Source organism: Streptococcus sp. HMSC076H09, from assembly GCF_001811765.1.
Lineage (GTDB): Bacteria > Bacillota > Bacilli > Lactobacillales > Streptococcaceae > Streptococcus > Streptococcus agalactiae.
The window spans coordinates 62,307-78,578 of the sequence record NZ_KV806601.1; the positions used below are offsets into that span (position 1 = coordinate 62,307).

The following is a 16,272-nucleotide window of genomic DNA, read 5'->3' on the forward strand; positions in this document are numbered from 1 at the left end:
ATGTGTGATATTTTGAGGGCAAGATCGCCTTCTTTTTTTTATATAAAAAATTAAAATCAAAGGAGAAAATATGTATAAAAATCAAAACACAAAAGGTCACGGATTTTTTAGAAAATCAAAAGCATATGGTTTAGTATGTGGGATTGCACTTGCAGGTGCATTTACATTAGCTACTAGTCAAGTGTCTGCTGATCAAGTTACAACTCAAGCAACAACTCAAACAGTAACGCAAAATCAAGCAGAAACAGTAACATCAACTCAACTTGATAAAGCAGTAGCTACAGCTAAAAAAGCAGCTGTAGCTGTTACAACCACAGCTGCAGTTAATCATGCGACAACTACTGATGCACAAGCTGATTTAGCTAATCAAACACAAACAGTTAAAGATGTTACTGCAAAAGCACAAGCTAATACACAAGCTATTAAAGATGCTACTGCTGAAAATGCAAAAATTGACGCAGAAAACAAAGCAGAGTCTCAACGTGTAAGTCAGTTAAATGCACAAACTAAAGCAAAAATTGATGCTGAAAACAAAGATGCACAAGCTAAAGCAGATGCGACTAATGCACAATTACAAAAAGATTATCAAGCTAAATTAGCGAAAATCAAATCAGTTGAAGCTTATAATGCAGGTGTACGTCAACGTAATAAAGATGCACAAGCTAAAGCAGATGCGACTAACGCACAGTTACAAAAAGACTATCAAGCTAAATTAGCACTTTATAATCAAGCTCTAAAAGCTAAAGCAGAAGCAGATAAACAGTCTATTAATAATGTTGCTTTTGATATCAAAGCTCAAGCTAAAGGTGTTGATAACGCTGAATATGGAAACTCAATCATGACTGCAAAAACTAAACCTGACGGAAGTTTCGAGTTTAACCATGATATGATCGATGGTGTGAAGACAATCGGCTATGGGAAATTGACAGGTAAAGTTAATCATCATTATGTTGCTAACAAAGATGGCTCTGTGACAGCATTTGTTGACTCTATCACTCTTTACAAGTACGAGTATCGTAATGTTGCTCAAAATGCTGCTGTTAATCAAAATATTGCTTTCAGAGTCTTAACTAAAGACGGACAAATCATTTTTGAGAAGAAACATAATGGTAACAAAACTTTTGCAGAAACTTTAAACAAAACTTTACAACTCAATCTTAAATATGAGCTTAAACCACATGGTTCTAGTGGAAGCGTTGAAGTCTTTAAGATTCATGATGACTGGGTACATGACACACATGGGTCTGCTTTAGTGTCTTATGTTAATAATAATGATGTTGTTCCTAACGTTGTTATACCAAAACAGCCAACACCACCGTCAACAGAAAAAGTGACTCCTGAAGCAGAAAAACCAGTACCTGAAAAACCAGTTGAGCCTAAATTTGTAACACCTACATTAAAAACTTACACTCCAGCTCAACCAAAAGTGAAACCACATGTGTCTATTCCTGAAAAGATTAACTACTCAGTTAGTGTTCATCCTGTTTTAGTTCCAGCTGCTAATCCTTCAAAAGCTGTCATTGATGAAGCAGGTCAATCTGTTAATGGTAAAACCGTATTACCAAATGCTGAATTAAATTACGTTGCTAAACAAGACTTTAGCCAATATAAAGGAATGACTGCATCACAAGGTAAAATAGCTAAAAACTTTGTCTTTATTGATGATTATAAAGATGACGCACTAGATGGTAAGTCTATGAAAGTGAACTCAATCAAAGCATCTGATGGCACAGATGTGTCACAACTCTTAGAAATGCGACATGTGCTTTCTACGGATACTTTAGATGAGAAACTTCAAACGCTTATTAAAGAAGCAGGAATCAGTCCTGTTGGTGAGTTTTACATGTGGACTGCAAAAGATCCACAAGCTTTTTATAAAGCTTATGTTCAAAAAGGTCTAGATGTTACTTATAACTTATCATTTAAAGTTAAAAAAGAGTTTACTAAAGGTCAAATTCAAAATGGTGTTGCACAAATCGACTTTGGCAATGGATATACAGGTAATATTGTAGTCAATGATTTGACAACTCCAGAAATACATAAAGATGTGTTAGACAAAGAAGATGGCAAGTCTATCAACAATGGTACTGTCAAATTAGGTGATGAAGTTACTTACAAATTAGAGGGTTGGGTAGTTCCAACAGGTCGTTCTTATGATCTATTTGAATACAAATTTGTGGATCAATTACAACGCACACATGATCTTTACTTACGTGATAAAGTGGTCGCTAAAGTTGATGTGACATTAAAAGATGGTACAGTCATTAAAAAAGGGACTAATTTAGGAGAGTACACAGAAACAGTTTACAACAAAAAGACAGGTCTCTATGAATTAGTCTTCAAGAAAGACTTCCTTGAAAAAGTTGCACGTTCTAGTGAATTTGGGGCAGATGATTTTGTGGTGGTTAAACGTATCAAAGCAGGTGATGTTTACAATACCGCAGACTTTTTTATCAATGGGAATAAGGTTAAAACTGAAACTGTGGTAACACATACTCCTGAGAAACCAAAACCAGTTGAACCACAAAAAGCAACTCCAAAAGCTCCTGCTAAAGGATTACCTCAAACTGGTGAAGCAAGCGTTGCCCCTCTTACAGCACTTGGAGCAATCATCTTGTCAGCTATCGGTTTAGCAGGATTTAAAAAACGCAAAGAAAATTAAAAAGTCAATATTCAGAAGCACTTGAAAAAGTGCTTCTTATTTTTAGAAAAGAGGAAATTATGAAACAAGAAACATTAGTGTTACTTCCAAATTTTATTGGAGATGCAATTTATGAAGGATTTGAAGCTGGACCTGCTCAATTAAATGGTAAAAAAGGGTCTTATACAAGACACATTTTGTTTAATGAAAAACATGGTAAGTTTTATGTTTATACACCAGCATCTTCACGTGTGATTGGAAATGGAAAAATGGTAACTGTTGAAAAACCGTTATTGTTTATTGACAATACAATTAATGGTAGAAATATTGAACCTGCAAAAAATGTATGGGCTGAAAAGCTTATTGAAGTGAAATAAGGAAAGTAGAGGATTAGAAATATGGCAAAAATTGGTTTAAACTTTGGAGAAAAATTACAAATTGCAGATAAGGAATATCGTACCTTTAATGATGGATTGGATGTAAATGTTTTGTTAGGAGATTTAACTTGGAGACGATATGAAGAACCAGTTCAATTTACGGAAGATGATACGACACAACCACCAGATCGATTTGGTCGTTATCCACAAAAACCAACAGGTGAAGTGAAGTGGAATGATATTGCAGTATTTAGTACTGCTCAAAATGAAACAATTTTTGTTTCAATTACTGATATGCCTTCTTATGCAATCGAGGATTTAGGTCTTAAATTGGGTGACCCTATTGAATTAAGTGATGTTGTTGTGACATGGTCTAACGTTTCAGGTGGTATGTTTAAAATTTTTGCATCATCACTTAAGAAAAAGGATGTTGCAAATAATGGAAACGCATCAAAAAATGAAGCATCTAAAGTTAATAAATAAACGGTAAAGGAGGGGTAATTTGGCTCGTTTAATACCACAATATAGAGGGATTAAGGTAAAACCATATATGAGGTATATGAGTTATTACCTTTTTTCTTTTCTATTTATTTTGTTTTTGACACCTGTAGGCGTGTATAGTTATTACTATTTAGATTTGTTAAAAATGATGGATAAAATGTCTATGATCAGTGTAGGTACAGGTTTGTTTTTAGCATTTTTTGTTTCTTGGTATTTGACTTGGTTTTTGCAAGAAGCTAATCCATTATTTAATAAACTAGATCGATTAAAAAGAATGTCTAAGTTTTTATATGAGAATGGCTATGTTTATGAAAAACGTAAAAAATCAAATAAGAAAACGAAGACAAAATATCGTTTTCCAAAAGTTTATGTGAAACAAGGTAAGTATGATTTAAGTGTTTCATTTGAAATGGCTGGAGGAAAATTTCAAAAGAAATTTAAGGATATTGGTGGAGAATTAGAAGATACTTTTTTCATGGATTTTATGGAAAAAACTGATGATCCACGCTTTAAAATTTACAAATTAGCTTATTCGGCTTTCTTATCACGTATTACGGTTAAAGATGTGATATGGGATAAAGATAAGGGAATTAAGTTAATGGATGGCTATTATTGGGATTTCATCAATGATCCTCATTTATTAGTTGCTGGTGGTACTGGTGGAGGTAAAACAGTATTACTAAGGTCAATCCTTCGTTGTCTTGCGGAAATTGGAGTTTGTGATATATGTGACCCTAAAAGAGCCGATTTTGTTACTATGTCAGATTTATCAGCTTTTGAAGGTAGAATTGCCTTTGAAAAGGCTGATATTATTGAGAAGTTTGAAAATGCTGTTACGATAATGTTTGCACGTTATGATTTTGTTCGAAATGAAATGAAGCGTTTAGGTCATAAAGACATGAAAAAGTTTTATGATTATGGATTGGAACCTTATTTTTTTGTATGTGATGAATATAATGCTTTAATGAGTTCTTTGTCTTATCAGGAACGTGAGATTGTAGATAATGCATTTACTCAATATATATTGTTAGGACGTCAGGTTGGATGTAATGCGATTATAGCAATGCAAAAGCCGTCTGCAGATGATCTTCCCACTAAAATTAGATCTAATATGATGCACCATATCTCGGTTGGTCGTCTCGATGATGGTGGTTATGTGATGATGTTTGGTGATGAAAATAGAAATAAGGAATTTAGGTTTATTAAATATCTTGCAGGTCGTCGTGTTTATGGTCGAGGTTATTCAGCTGTTTTTGGTGAAGTAGCAAGAGAATTTTATTCTCCTTTATTACCTAAAAATTTCTCTTTTTATGATGCTTTTGAAAAAATAAATAGGCATGAGAATCCTTTTGATCCTACAGAAAATCAGGAAGTTTCTAAGGCGATTCTTAAAGACGAATCTTTGAGAGAGTTTGTGGAAAAAACGTCTGAAAATGAGTTACTTAAGGGTTCAGTAGGGTTTGATTTTGATGATGAAATGGAGGAAATGGAAAATATGAGTATTGGTGATTTAGCTAAGAAAACAGGTTTTTCATTTGGTAAGATTAAGAATTTAATAGATATGATTGAAAAAGATAATTATATGACTTTTAGTCGTGAAGATGAAAAGGTTGTATTAAATGATTCTGATGCAGTCGTCTTAGAAAGTTTACTGACACAAAAAGATGAATTTGAGGGTAGCTGGAAAGAGTTACTATTGAATTATTTTAAGGGTGAATAGTAGATGAAGGGTATTTTTTAAATATCCTTCTGTAAAGCCCTAGTGTAGCTGTAGGCGTAGTGTAGCGTAGCGAAAACGGACACGCCGGACACAGCGCACACACTAGGGCTTTACAGAGGGATTTATCAATTTTAAAACCCCCGTTTTCTAATAGGGGGGTAAGAAATGAAAAATTTCGAATTTTAACCCCCAAAAACCTATATGTATCAAGGGTTTTCAGATTTTTAAAGGTGGGTCATTTTAGTGAAAAAAGTGGGTCACTAATCCTAAGAAGGAGTTTGTTTATTGTGGATGCTATCTATTTAAAAAAATTTCGAAAGAAAACAGGTCTAAAACAAAAGGAATTTGCTTTAAGTTCTGGTTTGACATTGAAATCACTTAGAAACTATGAGCAAGGAAAGCGGAAGTTGACACTTGAAAAGTATCAAGAGATAAAATCACATTTTGGATATCTAGTAGAAAATGATAGTTCACGATTACAAGTGATGATTGACTATGTCAGAATTACGTTAAAGGATGTTAGGGATCTTGAATTTTTCTGTCGTAACTTTTTGCACTGTGCATTTAAAGAATTTCAGCCTTTTGAATCGAAGTTGATGAATTACAATCATCTTTGGAAACGTGGAGATATTTGGATATTTGATTTTGCGGATAAACATGAGACAGGTAATTTTCAAATAACTGTTCAATTGTCTGGTCGTGGATGCCGACAATTGGAATTGTTGATGGAAACTGAAAAATTTACATGGCATGATTGGTTAAGTTATCTAAGAAATTCATATCGTGATGATATGAATGTGACACGTTTTGATATTGCTATTGATGAATTGTATCTGGGTAAGGATAGAGAAAATGAACAGTTTCATTTGTCAGATATGATTTCAAAATATTATCGTCATGAGTTAGATTTTGAAAGTTTGAGAACTTGGAATTATATAGGTGGCGGTTCTTTAAATTTTTCGGATATGGAAGAGATTGAGCAGAATAGACAAGGAATATCGCTTTATTTTGGTAGTCGTCAATCAGAAATGTATTTTAACTTTTATGAAAAACGTTATGAAATTGCAAAGCAGGAAGGAATTACTGTTGAAGAAGCTTTAGAAATTTTTGAATTGTGGAATCGTTATGAGATACGGTTATCTCAAAGTAAAGCTAATGCGGCAGTTGATGAATTTATTTCTGGAGTGCCGATTGGTGAAATATCCAGAGGGTTAATTGTTAGTAAGATTGACGTGTATGATGGGAAAAATGAATATGGGTCGTTTCAAGCAGATAGAAAGTGGCAATTAATGTTTGGAGGTGTTGAGCCTTTAAAATTTGTTACAAAGCCAGAGGCTTATAGTATTGAACGAACCTTACGTTGGTTAAGTGATTCTGTTTCTCCGTCTTTAGCTATGATAAGAGAGTATGACATGATTGTGGATGGTGACTATTTACAAACCATTCTTAATTCTGGGGAAGTCAATGAACGTGGGGAGAAGATACTTGACAGTATCAAAGCTAGCTTAGGTATTTTGTAGGAGGTAAGTTTTGTTTTGTATAGTAACCGAGAATTTGCTTATTTTGTTAATAGACGAAATAATTTAGATAAAATGATTGATTTACTAGTTTTTATGATTCCTGATCGTGAGTTTTATTATCCTGAGATTCAAACAGGTGAGCTTAGAGATTATCAGATAGACATTTATGATTTGATTAAGATTGGTTATGTTGGTGTTTATGAAATTCAAAAAGACTACGAAGATAAGTTAAGGGAACTTGCTGATTTTAAACGGAAACTTTTAAAGTTTGGGTTACTCATGCAACCACTAGATAGGCAAAAAGAAATTGTTATGAATTTAGCTAGTCAGTATCGTTTACATAAAAGATTATTAAAGCTAAGAGAAAATTTTAGAGGTGATGAACGTGACTGACTTCAAATCTAATTTTATATTTCCAAAGAGACTTAAAAGTTTAAGGCAAGAAAGTGGATTAAAACAGCAAGAGATAGCTCCACTACTAGGGATAAAACAAAATACTTATAGTGATTGGGAAACAGGGAAAAGTGAACCGAATTTAGAAAATGTCGTCAAGCTAGCAAAATTATTTAAAACAACTACAGATTTTTTATTGGGGGTAACAGATGATTGAAAATTTTGCACTTAATTTAATTCGTTTACGCAAACAAAAAGGTCTATCTCAAAAAGAACTTGCCAAAAAAATAGGAATGTTACCGCAAACCATTTCAAATATTGAAAATCAAAAAGGCTATCCTACATTTTCAAACTTGGATAAAATTGCTCGATATTTCAATGTCTCGGCAACGGAACTTTTTGGAACACCACAACAAATTGAATTAGAAAGAGTAATGTTTCAAACTGATGAATATAGCCGTAAAGCAGAAAAGATTTTGTCTGCTGTTTCGGTTTTTGAAAATTTTGTAAAGAAATATGATTATCAAAAGATTATAGAATTTGGTTTGAGTTTAAAAGAATAAAAAATACAAAAGTAAGTAGGCTACCCCTACTCTTTTTATTTTGGGAGGAAATTATGTTTATTAGAAGTCCAACTAAAGTTAGAAACAATTTGTAAATTATTAATATTCAATAGAAAAAGAGGAAAAGAAAAATGTCAAATACACGTTCAGAAGCAGATAAAAAGTTGTTAGTGGTTACTCAGGAGCTTTCAGAGCTGTTGGTCAGCCATCAGTATGAACAGTCATGGGAAAAAGCTGGAGAGTTAAATAGCTTACTTAAAAAGCGTGAAGAATTGACTTTACCAGGTTATATGGTCGACATGATTCAACAACATTTGAAATCATACTACTACCAAAATAATATGATTAATAAGGCTCATAAGTCTATGTCAGCGATTGGTCATAAACTACAAGAATTTCATTAAGGGTGAGAGCAAGTCAATGGCTTGCTCCTTTTTTAATTAAGGAGTGTCAAAAATGGATGTTAGTGCAATTGTTAGAGATATAAAAACTGGTAGAGCTACGTTAGTTTGTTTTCCTGTGGAAATGAGTGAGCTTAAGTTAGCTTTGGGGCTTCGTGAAGAAGATGATTTAGAGTATATTATTGCAGATTCGGATTGTCAGTTACTAAAAGAACATGATTCTATTGAGATGATTAATCAATTTGTTGAACTGGTAGAGAATGTTGATAGTGAACTTGTTAAAGCAGTGCATCAGGTAATAGGTTATACTGCCTCAGACTTTGTGGATTATGATTTTAATTTTGGTGATTGTTGTTTACTGTCTGATGTCACAACTAGACGAGAACTAGGTGAATATTATTTCGATGAATTAGGCGTACAAGGAGTTGGTAAAGAGGCTCTGGAGATGTATTTTGATCATGAAGCTTATGGTCGAGATATTGACTTAGAAAGCCAAGGTGGTTTTTCAGACTACGGATATGTCGAAATATCAGGGTAAGTAGATAATGATTGCAATTATAAGGACTCGTGAAAAAGGTAGAAGTCAATTTTTATGTGAGTTAGACATCATGCAGTTTACGGAAAATCAAGTAAGAAACCGTATGATAGAAAAAGGCATTAAGGATGATGCCTTTTTTATTTGTGGTTTTTCTGATTGGAATGTTGATAGGATTATGTCACTTACAGAAGTCTATCTTTTAAAAAGATGTATTGAAGGACTTTATGATGGTGATGACTATATTGTTCAATATCTTTTGAAAAAAGGTTTATCAGTTCATTCAATAGTGACAAAATATTATATATTTTTGTCAAATAATGAAAATAAAGTAATGAAATATATCTTAAGGAAAGTTGAATTTGATTCTTTAATTGATTTTTGGCAACGGTCAGTAACTTGGGTAAATGCTTTAAATGCTTATATTGAAGAAGGAATAGTATTAAACACCTCAAAAGGTTTTTACGTGTTAAAAACAGAATGAGGAGGTAATTGGAAGCTTAACGATAATTTATGTATTGTTATCATTTGTAAGTTATTTATTTAGTGATTATCAAAACCAAAACTTGTACAACATGTTGTCAAATGATATAATAACAACATATCTAGTAAAGTTGAGGTGATTAATATGGAGGCTATTGTTTATTCACATTTTAGAAATAATTTAAAAGATTATATGAAGAAGGTCAATGATGAATTTGAGCCTTTGATTGTAGTTAATAAAAATCCTGATGAAAATATAGTGGTTTTATCTCAAGATAGCTGGGAAAGTTTACAAGAAACGATTCGTTTGATGGAAAATGATTATCTATCACATAAGGTTATTAATGGTATATCACAAGTTAAAGAGAAGCAAGTCACTAAACATGGTTTAATTGAGGTAGAAGATGTTTAATTTTACTGAAGAAGCATGGAAAGATTATGTTTCTTGGCAACAGGAAGATAAAAAAATCTTGAAACGAATTAATCGTTTGATAGAAGATATTAAAAGAGACCCATTTGAAGGCATTGGAAAACCAGAACCTTTAAAATACCATTATTCAGGGGCTTGGTCTCGAAGAATTACAGAAGAACATAGGTTGATTTATATGATAGAAGATGGAGAAATCTATTTTTTATCTTTTAGAGATCATTATAAGTAGAAGTAGTCGCTAAAAAAAGTGACTGCTTTTTTATTTTATAGAAAGGGGTTAAATGATTGATATACAAAAAATAAAAAAGTTTCTATTGAGATATACAAAGAAAGAAGAGGGAGGTAAACAGCCTAAGACAAAAGAAGTAAAGCAAAGGACAGCCAATTTTATTGTCTATGGTATCTTAGGTTTGTTATTTATTGTAGGATTTTTTGGATCATTGAGGGCAATTGGCTTATCTAATCAGGTACAACATTTAAAAGAAACAGTTATTGCTGTAGAAAAAAAGTCAAAACATAAGAAAACTGACGATTCATTAGATATATCTAGAATTCAGTATTACATGAATAATTTTGTCTACTACTATATCAACTATTCACAAGATACTGCAGATCAAAGAAAAACAGAATTAGAAAATTATTATTCTTTCTCAACTGCCAGTATGACAGATGATGTTAGAAAGTCTAGGACTTTGCAGACACAACGTTTAATAAGTGTTGAAAAAGAAAAAGATTACTATATAGCTTTGATGCGTATTGGTTATGAAGTTGATAAAAAATCATATCAGATGAACTTGGCTGTTCCTTTTCAGATGCAAAGAGGATTGCTTGCAATCGTTAGTCAACCTTATACTGTGGCAGAAGATTTGTATTTAGGTAAATCTAAAGCATTTGAGAAGAAAACATTAGATCAAGTCAAGGAACTATCGAAAGAACAAGTAAGTTCTATTCAAAAGTTTTTACCAGTTTTCTTTAATAAATATGCCTTAAGTAACAAGACAGACTTGAAACTGTTAATGAAAACTCCAGAACTGATGGGGAAAGGATTTAAAGTTAGTGAGCTAGATCTTAATAATGCGATTTATTATCAAGAAAAAAAGCATCAAGTCGTGCAATTATCAGTAACTTTTGAAGATCTTGTAACAGGTGGCACACGATCAGAAAACTTTACATTATATTTATCTAAAGCAGACAATGGTTGGTATGTTGAAGAGATGTATCATTATTTTAAATAGAGGTGTAAGAGAGGGAAAAAATGAATTTAGTAAAAGTGAATAGTGTTATTTTAGCAGGTGGTCCCAACGTTTCAGGACTAAAGCAATTTTTTCAAGGTGATGGGATTTACCTCATTAGTGTAATTGCTGTCTTTATAATTATTAAGAATTGGAAAGAAGCTAATTGGTTAAAAGTTTTCTCAACCTTAGCTATTTATGCGATTATTGTATCAATGCTTAAAGGTCAACAGATTCTATCTTTTTTGGGTGGAATGCTTCGCTGGTTTGGTGTTGAGACGGGGTTATAAGTTATGGAAGAAGAAAAATATTTTGATTACAGCAGGGGCTTGAATGCTCCTTACTGGATTCAGGAAGTTAAAACGGCAAAAGGCAAAGTGATTTGGTATTTTTCTACACCTATGCAGTTATCATTTTTTATTGTTTTCTTTATCATCTTAGTGTTGATGCTGACGGTATGTTCTCCATTAATGCAGGTGTTAAATGCTTTAACGCATTCCGTTTCAATGCTCTTGTATTGGTTTGTTCCAAGCAAGTTAGCGAAATTTTATGTAGAATATGAACCGCAAGGAAAAAAGATGCATATCTTTTTGTGGGATTATCTGGTTTATCTCAAAGATTTTGGGTTAAATAAAAAAGGGATTTATCAAGGAGAACGTGTTGACATTGTAGAGGAAATAGTTTTTGAGAAGACGAAAATATAAAGACTAAGAAAGGAGATCAGATGGTAAAAAAATTGGAATATCCGATTGATAGAATACATCAAAATTTAGCTTTACGAAAAGATAAAGTTGTTGTCGCATACTATCGCATTCCAAATACACCAATCACTATTACAGATAGTGATAAAAAAGATAGTCATAAAGCGAAGGTAGCACAGGTTATCAAAAAATTAGCTAAATATAAAAATTTTGATATTTCATTAATACCAAAAGATTATCTTCTTGGTGAAAAAATGTCGGATTTTGAAGCGGATCTAGCAGATGATGTTAAAGAATTAGGGTTAGAAACACTCGATTTTACAGTTGATACGTTAACACATGAAATGGAGATACCGTATCAGTTTGATTGGTTAATTGGAGTTGATCTTGGTAAAGGGCAATACAATGCTAATATAAAAGAATTTATTTATAATCAGTTTGAATCTATCGCATCAAACTTCGCTTCTTTAGCTGGTTATGAGGTAGAAGTAGATGAAGATTGGTATAAAGAACATTCAGAAGAAGAATTACTTGTCTATAGTTTATTGTCTACCCTGAAAGCCAAAAGATTAACGGATGTTGATTTATTTTATTATCAACGGATGCAATTTTTAAGATATGTTCCTCATACTAAAAGTGAGGTTATAGCTAATCGGAATATGTTAAATGTGACAGATACGTTGATTAAATCACTAGAAGGTGGTTTTTTAAAATTGGAGAGTGCTTATGGGAGTTCATTTGTATCCGTTCTTCCAGTAGGTCGGTTCTCTACCATATTTAATGGCTTTCATCTTGGTGAACTAGTTCAAAGAATGAGTTTTCCGGTTGAATTAAGATTTCAAGCGGAATTTATAGATAAGACAAAATTGGGTGGCACTATGGGGCGCTCAAATACACGCTATGATCAAATCATGAAAGAAGCTTATAACACAAATACGGTTCAACAAGATGATATCTTGATGGGAGCATATTCGCTTAAGGATCTTATGAAAAAAGTTGGAAATAAGGAAGAAATCATAGAGTATGGTTGTTATTTGGTAGTTGCTGGTTCTAGTTTAAATCAACTAAAACAACGTAGATATGCCATTTTAAGTTACTTTGATGATATGAAAGTCAATGTTTATGAAGCCAGTCATGATACACCATATTTATTTCAAGCGTTACTTTATGGTCAAGATTTACAAAAAACAACTCGTAAGTGGAATCATTTAGTAACTGCTCGAGGTTTTTCGGAGTTGATGCTTTTTACAAATACCCAATCAGGTAACAGGATTGGTTGGTATATTGGACGAGTAGATAATCGTTTAACTGCTTGGGATTCTATTGACGAAGCTATTATGGGATCTAAAAATCTTGTCTTATTTAATGCGACAGTCGCGAATAAAGAAGATGTTGCTGGTAAGGTTACTAAAAATCCTCACGTGATTATAACTGGGGCGACAGGTCAAGGGAAATCATACTTAGCACAGATGATCTTTTTACATACTGCTCAACAAAATGTTCGTGTCCTTTATATTGACCCTAAACGAGAACTACGGCAACACTATTTAAAAGTTGTTTCTGATCCAGAGTATGCACGTAAGTTTCCTCTACGTAAGAAGCAAATTGAGGAAACGAATTTTGTCACTCTTGATAGTTCTGTCAAAGAAAATCATGGTGTATTAGATCCTATTGTTATTCTTGATAAGGAAGGTGCTTCATCAACGGCTAAAAATATGTTGCTTTATTTGTTGAAAAATGCGACAGAAATTAAATTAGATCAAACAACAGCTTTAACAGAAGCAATTAGTCAAGTCATTGCAAAACGTGAAGCTGGTGAAGTCGTTGGTTTTAATCAGGTGATAGAGGCACTTATTGATTCTGAAAGTGATGAAGTTCAGTCAGTTGGTCGTTATTTTAAAGCTATTATTCAGAATTCTATTTTAGAGTTGGCATTTTCAGATGGTGATGTTGCTGGTCTTTCTTACGAAGAACGTGTGACAGTTTTAGAAGTTGCGGATTTATCACTGCCTAAGGACGGTTCAGATCATATATCTGATCATGAAAGTAATTCGATTGCTTTAATGTTTGCTTTAGGTGCGTTTTGTAAGCATTTTGGTGAGCGTAGTGATGATGAAACAGTTGAAATTTTTGATGAGGCTTGGGTTCTCATGCAGTCATCAGAAGGAAAAGCTGTTATTAAATCTATGCGCCGTGTTGGTCGCTCTAAGTATAATGTGTTGATGCTAGTGTCTCAATCTGTTCATGATGCAGAAAACGATGATGATACGACCGGCTTTGGGACAATTTTTTCATTTTATGAAAAATCGGAACGTGAAGATATCTTAAAACATGTAGGGTTAGAGGTGACACCTAAGAATTTAGAGTGGATTGATAATATGATTTCTGGGCAATGTCTCTACTATGATGTTTATGGCAATTTGAATATGATTTCGATACATAACATTCATCCAGATATTGATCCATTGTTAAAACCAATGAAGAAAACAGTTTCTAGCCACCTTGAAAATAAATATGCTTCGTAGAAGGGAGGTAATCAGATGGACAAAATAGATGATGGTTTGATTGCTTCGACCTTTGCGAAGGTAAAAGATGTGGATATATTTGCGTTAAAGGCTTATATGGAGATAACTCACGGAGCTGAGACTGGAGCTCAAAGCATTTTGTTAGATGTTTTTGTTAATTTTCCCTTTTTCCTACTTAACTTGATTGTTGGTTGGGTTAATTCAGAAGGTGGATTTGCTATGATAGGTCGAGCAGAAGGGCATTATGGTAATGATTTAAAAACAAATTCAATTGCCTTTAATGTGAGACCTACTGGGTTATCTTACTATACGACTGAAGCTGGAGGTGGTATTTATCAAATCACACCTTTCACAAAGTATGCCCCATTAGGCGATCCCAAATGGGAAGATGCAGATGCCATGAATGCCTTTGTTATGAAATCCATTAAATCAGGAGACTGGAATAAAGCAATGGATTTATCAGGTGGAAATCATTCTTTTGAAGAGATGGCACAGATGACTGATCCCAAGCAGGCCACTTTAGTTTGGAATGCTTACGAACGAGGAAATACTGCATATATTAATAAAGCTCAAAAGACTGCGGATGGGCAAAAAGCCTATGAAATATTTAATGGTTCAAAATATAAATTTGATGCAGAAAAATTTTCTAAAAGTTTTGGTGGTGGTTCAAAAACGTCCTCGTCTGGTAAGAGCGATATAATTTCTGATTCTACAGTTTTATCTCTTTGTGATTCAGCTAGTAATGCGGTACAGGGCTTATTTGGTAAAGATAAGTCAGGGAAAGTTAAATACACTTCTTATAATGCATGGAAACCAGATCAATTACCAAGTGATTTGAAAAAGTATGCAATAGATCCTAAGTCAGTTGGTTTATTTTATCGAACGTCTAGTGGATGGAATGCGATAGCTTCTACTGGTGGTCAATGTACAGATCTTTCAGCAAGTTTGATGTATGGTTTATGGCTTAAAGGCGGAATGCATCCAACGCAAAGAATGGGAAATGGTAATATGGTTGTTTCTAATTGGGTATCTGCATTCGGTGGACGCTCTGAAAATACTCCATCTTCTGGAGCTGTTTTTTCAAGTTCAGGTACTTCTAGTGCTGGGCATACTGGAGTGGTTAGTCATGTATTTGAAAATGGCGATATGTTAATAGTAGAGCAAAATTATTCAACTTATTCTGGAGATAATAGAGGATTTGGACCATATTCATGGAATTATCGTTATGTTTCTACTTTAGAATTAAAAAAAGAGCATTATAGTTTTTATAATCCCTCTAAAGCTGGTTATAAATTGTCTGATAAAGTGAAAACGGTAGGTAGTTAATGAAACGTAGAAAAATAGTTTTATTTTTAATGGTGTTAGTGATGGCTTTTATAGTTTATAAAGTTATTCAAAAAGATAATCCAGTGATTAAAACAAGTGGTAATCATACAAAAGTTGAACGAGTTGAACCGAAACATAAGGTTAAGTCTTATGATTCAACTAAAGAAACAAAATCTACTTTGGAAGCTAGTGATCGTCAAGTATCTGATAAGGAAAAGGAGAAGGTTAAAAGATCTATAACTGTACCTATTGATTACCTTGTAAAAATCCCAACACAATCAGATATTAAGGGTGATTATCAAAATAAATTATCCATTACAAATCCTACAGTTGCCCAAACTGTAAAAACCATGTTGATGGCTGGTTATCATTTTGATTTGGAAAGTTTACAAGTATATGAGTCAGATGCGAGTAATGTTTATCAGTTTACTATTAATTTAGTAACAGATAAAAGAGACAAATTAAGTTTAGCTGGTAATTATGTATTAGGTACAGACCAATTTGAGATTGCGAGTGTACATGGTACACCTGTAAATGTAGTATTTTAAGAAAGAAGGAAAATTTATGTCAAAAGTAAAAGTTTTAAGTTTAATTACTGTTTCAGGACTATTTTTAATGGCTGGTAATTTATCAGCAAGTGCAGATGTTGTAACTAGTGGAGGTGATACTATAATGCTATCAGGGGTAGATGCAGGTGTATCTGATTCTATAACGCCACCACCATCAAATATAAATCCAGTAACAGATACTATAGAACCAAGTGCGCCAACACCAAGTACAGATCCAATAACAGATACTATAGAACCAAGTGCGCCAACACCAAGTACAGATCCAATAACAGATACCACAGCACCAAGTGCACCAACACCAAGTACAGATCAAACAACAGGTACGACAGATTCAAGTACGTCAGCACCAAGTACA

General features: G+C 33.2%; 18 protein-coding genes and 2 pseudogenes. All 20 read left to right on the plus strand.

The window, feature by feature from the left end:
- The first annotated feature begins 70 nt into the window (after window positions 1–70).
- Window positions 71–2,662, plus strand: coding sequence for an SspB-related isopeptide-forming adhesin (locus tag HMPREF2818_RS03955; RefSeq protein WP_000277676.1), 2,592 nt, complete (start codon window positions 71–73; stop codon window positions 2,660–2,662).
- A gap of 59 nt (window positions 2,663–2,721) precedes the next feature.
- Entirely contained in the window at window positions 2,722–3,018 is a 297-nt protein-coding gene (locus HMPREF2818_RS03960) for a hypothetical protein (RefSeq protein WP_000808311.1), read from the plus strand.
- A 21-nt stretch (window positions 3,019–3,039) separates the two neighbouring features.
- On the plus strand, window positions 3,040–3,501 hold the full coding sequence (locus HMPREF2818_RS03965; protein WP_001062569.1) for a hypothetical protein: 462 nt from the start codon (window positions 3,040–3,042) through the stop codon (window positions 3,499–3,501).
- Window positions 3,502–3,520: 19 nt separating this feature from the next.
- Complete coding sequence (locus tag HMPREF2818_RS03970) at window positions 3,521–5,239, plus strand: cell division protein FtsK (RefSeq protein ID WP_000113191.1); 1,719 nt, start codon at window positions 3,521–3,523, stop codon at window positions 5,237–5,239.
- Window positions 5,240–5,526: 287 nt separating this feature from the next.
- Complete coding sequence (locus HMPREF2818_RS03975; protein WP_000338839.1) at window positions 5,527–6,759, plus strand: replication initiation factor domain-containing protein; 1,233 nt, start codon at window positions 5,527–5,529, stop codon at window positions 6,757–6,759.
- 15 nt (window positions 6,760–6,774) lie between these two features.
- Window positions 6,775–7,152, plus strand: a complete 378-nt coding sequence (locus HMPREF2818_RS03980) for a hypothetical protein (protein ID WP_000287185.1) — start codon at window positions 6,775–6,777, stop codon at window positions 7,150–7,152.
- The gene (locus HMPREF2818_RS03985; protein WP_001866982.1) at window positions 7,139–7,369 is read left to right on the plus strand and encodes a helix-turn-helix domain-containing protein; all 231 of its coding nucleotides are present in this window, start codon (window positions 7,139–7,141) and stop codon (window positions 7,367–7,369) included. The genes HMPREF2818_RS03980 and HMPREF2818_RS03985 overlap by 14 nt, the downstream gene beginning before the upstream one ends.
- On the plus strand, window positions 7,362–7,715 hold the full coding sequence (locus HMPREF2818_RS03990) for a helix-turn-helix transcriptional regulator (protein WP_000571928.1): 354 nt from the start codon (window positions 7,362–7,364) through the stop codon (window positions 7,713–7,715). The genes HMPREF2818_RS03985 and HMPREF2818_RS03990 overlap by 8 nt, the downstream gene beginning before the upstream one ends.
- A gap of 131 nt (window positions 7,716–7,846) precedes the next feature.
- Complete coding sequence (locus HMPREF2818_RS03995; protein WP_000072643.1) at window positions 7,847–8,119, plus strand: hypothetical protein; 273 nt, start codon at window positions 7,847–7,849, stop codon at window positions 8,117–8,119.
- Between the two features lie 52 nt (window positions 8,120–8,171).
- Complete coding sequence (locus tag HMPREF2818_RS04000) at window positions 8,172–8,654, plus strand: antirestriction protein ArdA (RefSeq protein ID WP_000383283.1); 483 nt, start codon at window positions 8,172–8,174, stop codon at window positions 8,652–8,654.
- 7 nt (window positions 8,655–8,661) lie between these two features.
- Window positions 8,662–9,135: a hypothetical protein gene (locus HMPREF2818_RS04005; protein ID WP_000560386.1), complete on the plus strand. Its 474-nt coding sequence runs from the start codon at window positions 8,662–8,664 to the stop codon at window positions 9,133–9,135.
- A 144-nt stretch (window positions 9,136–9,279) separates the two neighbouring features.
- Window positions 9,280–9,546 carry a type II toxin-antitoxin system Phd/YefM family antitoxin gene (locus HMPREF2818_RS04010; RefSeq protein WP_000387490.1) on the plus strand — a complete coding sequence of 89 codons (267 nt, stop codon included), beginning with the start codon at window positions 9,280–9,282 and terminating at the stop codon, window positions 9,544–9,546.
- Entirely contained in the window at window positions 9,539–9,793 is a 255-nt protein-coding gene (locus tag HMPREF2818_RS04015) for a Txe/YoeB family addiction module toxin (protein WP_000481712.1), read from the plus strand. Before HMPREF2818_RS04010 ends, HMPREF2818_RS04015 begins: the two co-directional genes overlap by 8 nt.
- Before the next feature lie 52 nt (window positions 9,794–9,845).
- A complete protein-coding gene (locus HMPREF2818_RS04020; RefSeq protein WP_000565541.1) occupies window positions 9,846–10,799 on the plus strand; it encodes a conjugal transfer protein in 954 nt (317 codons plus the stop codon).
- 20 nt (window positions 10,800–10,819) lie between these two features.
- A complete protein-coding gene (locus tag HMPREF2818_RS04025; protein WP_001055037.1) occupies window positions 10,820–11,086 on the plus strand; it encodes a hypothetical protein in 267 nt (88 codons plus the stop codon).
- 3 nt (window positions 11,087–11,089) lie between these two features.
- Window positions 11,090–11,500 (plus strand): conjugal transfer protein, encoded by a 411-nt coding sequence (locus HMPREF2818_RS04030; protein ID WP_000390749.1) that lies wholly within the window; start codon window positions 11,090–11,092, stop codon window positions 11,498–11,500.
- A gap of 20 nt (window positions 11,501–11,520) precedes the next feature.
- A complete protein-coding gene (locus HMPREF2818_RS04035; protein ID WP_000239404.1) occupies window positions 11,521–14,022 on the plus strand; it encodes an ATP-binding protein in 2,502 nt (833 codons plus the stop codon).
- Window positions 14,023–14,205: 183 nt separating this feature from the next.
- Window positions 14,206–15,348, plus strand: a pseudogene (locus tag HMPREF2818_RS04040) (CHAP domain-containing protein); the annotation flags it as partial.
- Window positions 15,348–15,896, plus strand: coding sequence for a hypothetical protein (locus HMPREF2818_RS04045; RefSeq protein ID WP_000829083.1), 549 nt, complete (start codon window positions 15,348–15,350; stop codon window positions 15,894–15,896). The pseudogene HMPREF2818_RS04040 and the gene HMPREF2818_RS04045, both read left to right, overlap by 1 nt.
- Before the next feature lie 16 nt (window positions 15,897–15,912).
- A pseudogene (locus tag HMPREF2818_RS10305) lies at window positions 15,913–16,272 on the plus strand (cell wall anchor protein); the annotation flags it as partial.

Coding starts and splice junctions, on each gene's coding strand:
- HMPREF2818_RS04025 (WP_001055037.1), top strand. CDS start 10,820: ATGAATTTAGTAAAAGTGAATAGTGTTATTTTAGCAGGTGGTCCCAAC.
- HMPREF2818_RS03995 (WP_000072643.1), top strand. CDS start 7,847: ATGTCAAATACACGTTCAGAAGCAGATAAAAAGTTGTTAGTGGTTACT.
- HMPREF2818_RS04005 (WP_000560386.1), top strand. CDS start 8,662: ATGATTGCAATTATAAGGACTCGTGAAAAAGGTAGAAGTCAATTTTTA.
- HMPREF2818_RS03965 (WP_001062569.1), top strand. CDS start 3,040: ATGGCAAAAATTGGTTTAAACTTTGGAGAAAAATTACAAATTGCAGAT.
- HMPREF2818_RS04020 (WP_000565541.1), top strand. CDS start 9,846: ATGATTGATATACAAAAAATAAAAAAGTTTCTATTGAGATATACAAAG.
- HMPREF2818_RS04015 (WP_000481712.1), top strand. CDS start 9,539: ATGTTTAATTTTACTGAAGAAGCATGGAAAGATTATGTTTCTTGGCAA.
- HMPREF2818_RS03985 (WP_001866982.1), top strand. CDS start 7,139: ATGAACGTGACTGACTTCAAATCTAATTTTATATTTCCAAAGAGACTT.
- HMPREF2818_RS04000 (WP_000383283.1), top strand. CDS start 8,172: ATGGATGTTAGTGCAATTGTTAGAGATATAAAAACTGGTAGAGCTACG.
- HMPREF2818_RS04045 (WP_000829083.1), top strand. CDS start 15,348: ATGAAACGTAGAAAAATAGTTTTATTTTTAATGGTGTTAGTGATGGCT.
- HMPREF2818_RS04035 (WP_000239404.1), top strand. CDS start 11,521: ATGGTAAAAAAATTGGAATATCCGATTGATAGAATACATCAAAATTTA.
- HMPREF2818_RS04030 (WP_000390749.1), top strand. CDS start 11,090: ATGGAAGAAGAAAAATATTTTGATTACAGCAGGGGCTTGAATGCTCCT.
- HMPREF2818_RS03955 (WP_000277676.1), top strand. CDS start 71: ATGTATAAAAATCAAAACACAAAAGGTCACGGATTTTTTAGAAAATCA.
- HMPREF2818_RS04010 (WP_000387490.1), top strand. CDS start 9,280: ATGGAGGCTATTGTTTATTCACATTTTAGAAATAATTTAAAAGATTAT.
- HMPREF2818_RS03960 (WP_000808311.1), top strand. CDS start 2,722: ATGAAACAAGAAACATTAGTGTTACTTCCAAATTTTATTGGAGATGCA.
- HMPREF2818_RS03990 (WP_000571928.1), top strand. CDS start 7,362: ATGATTGAAAATTTTGCACTTAATTTAATTCGTTTACGCAAACAAAAA.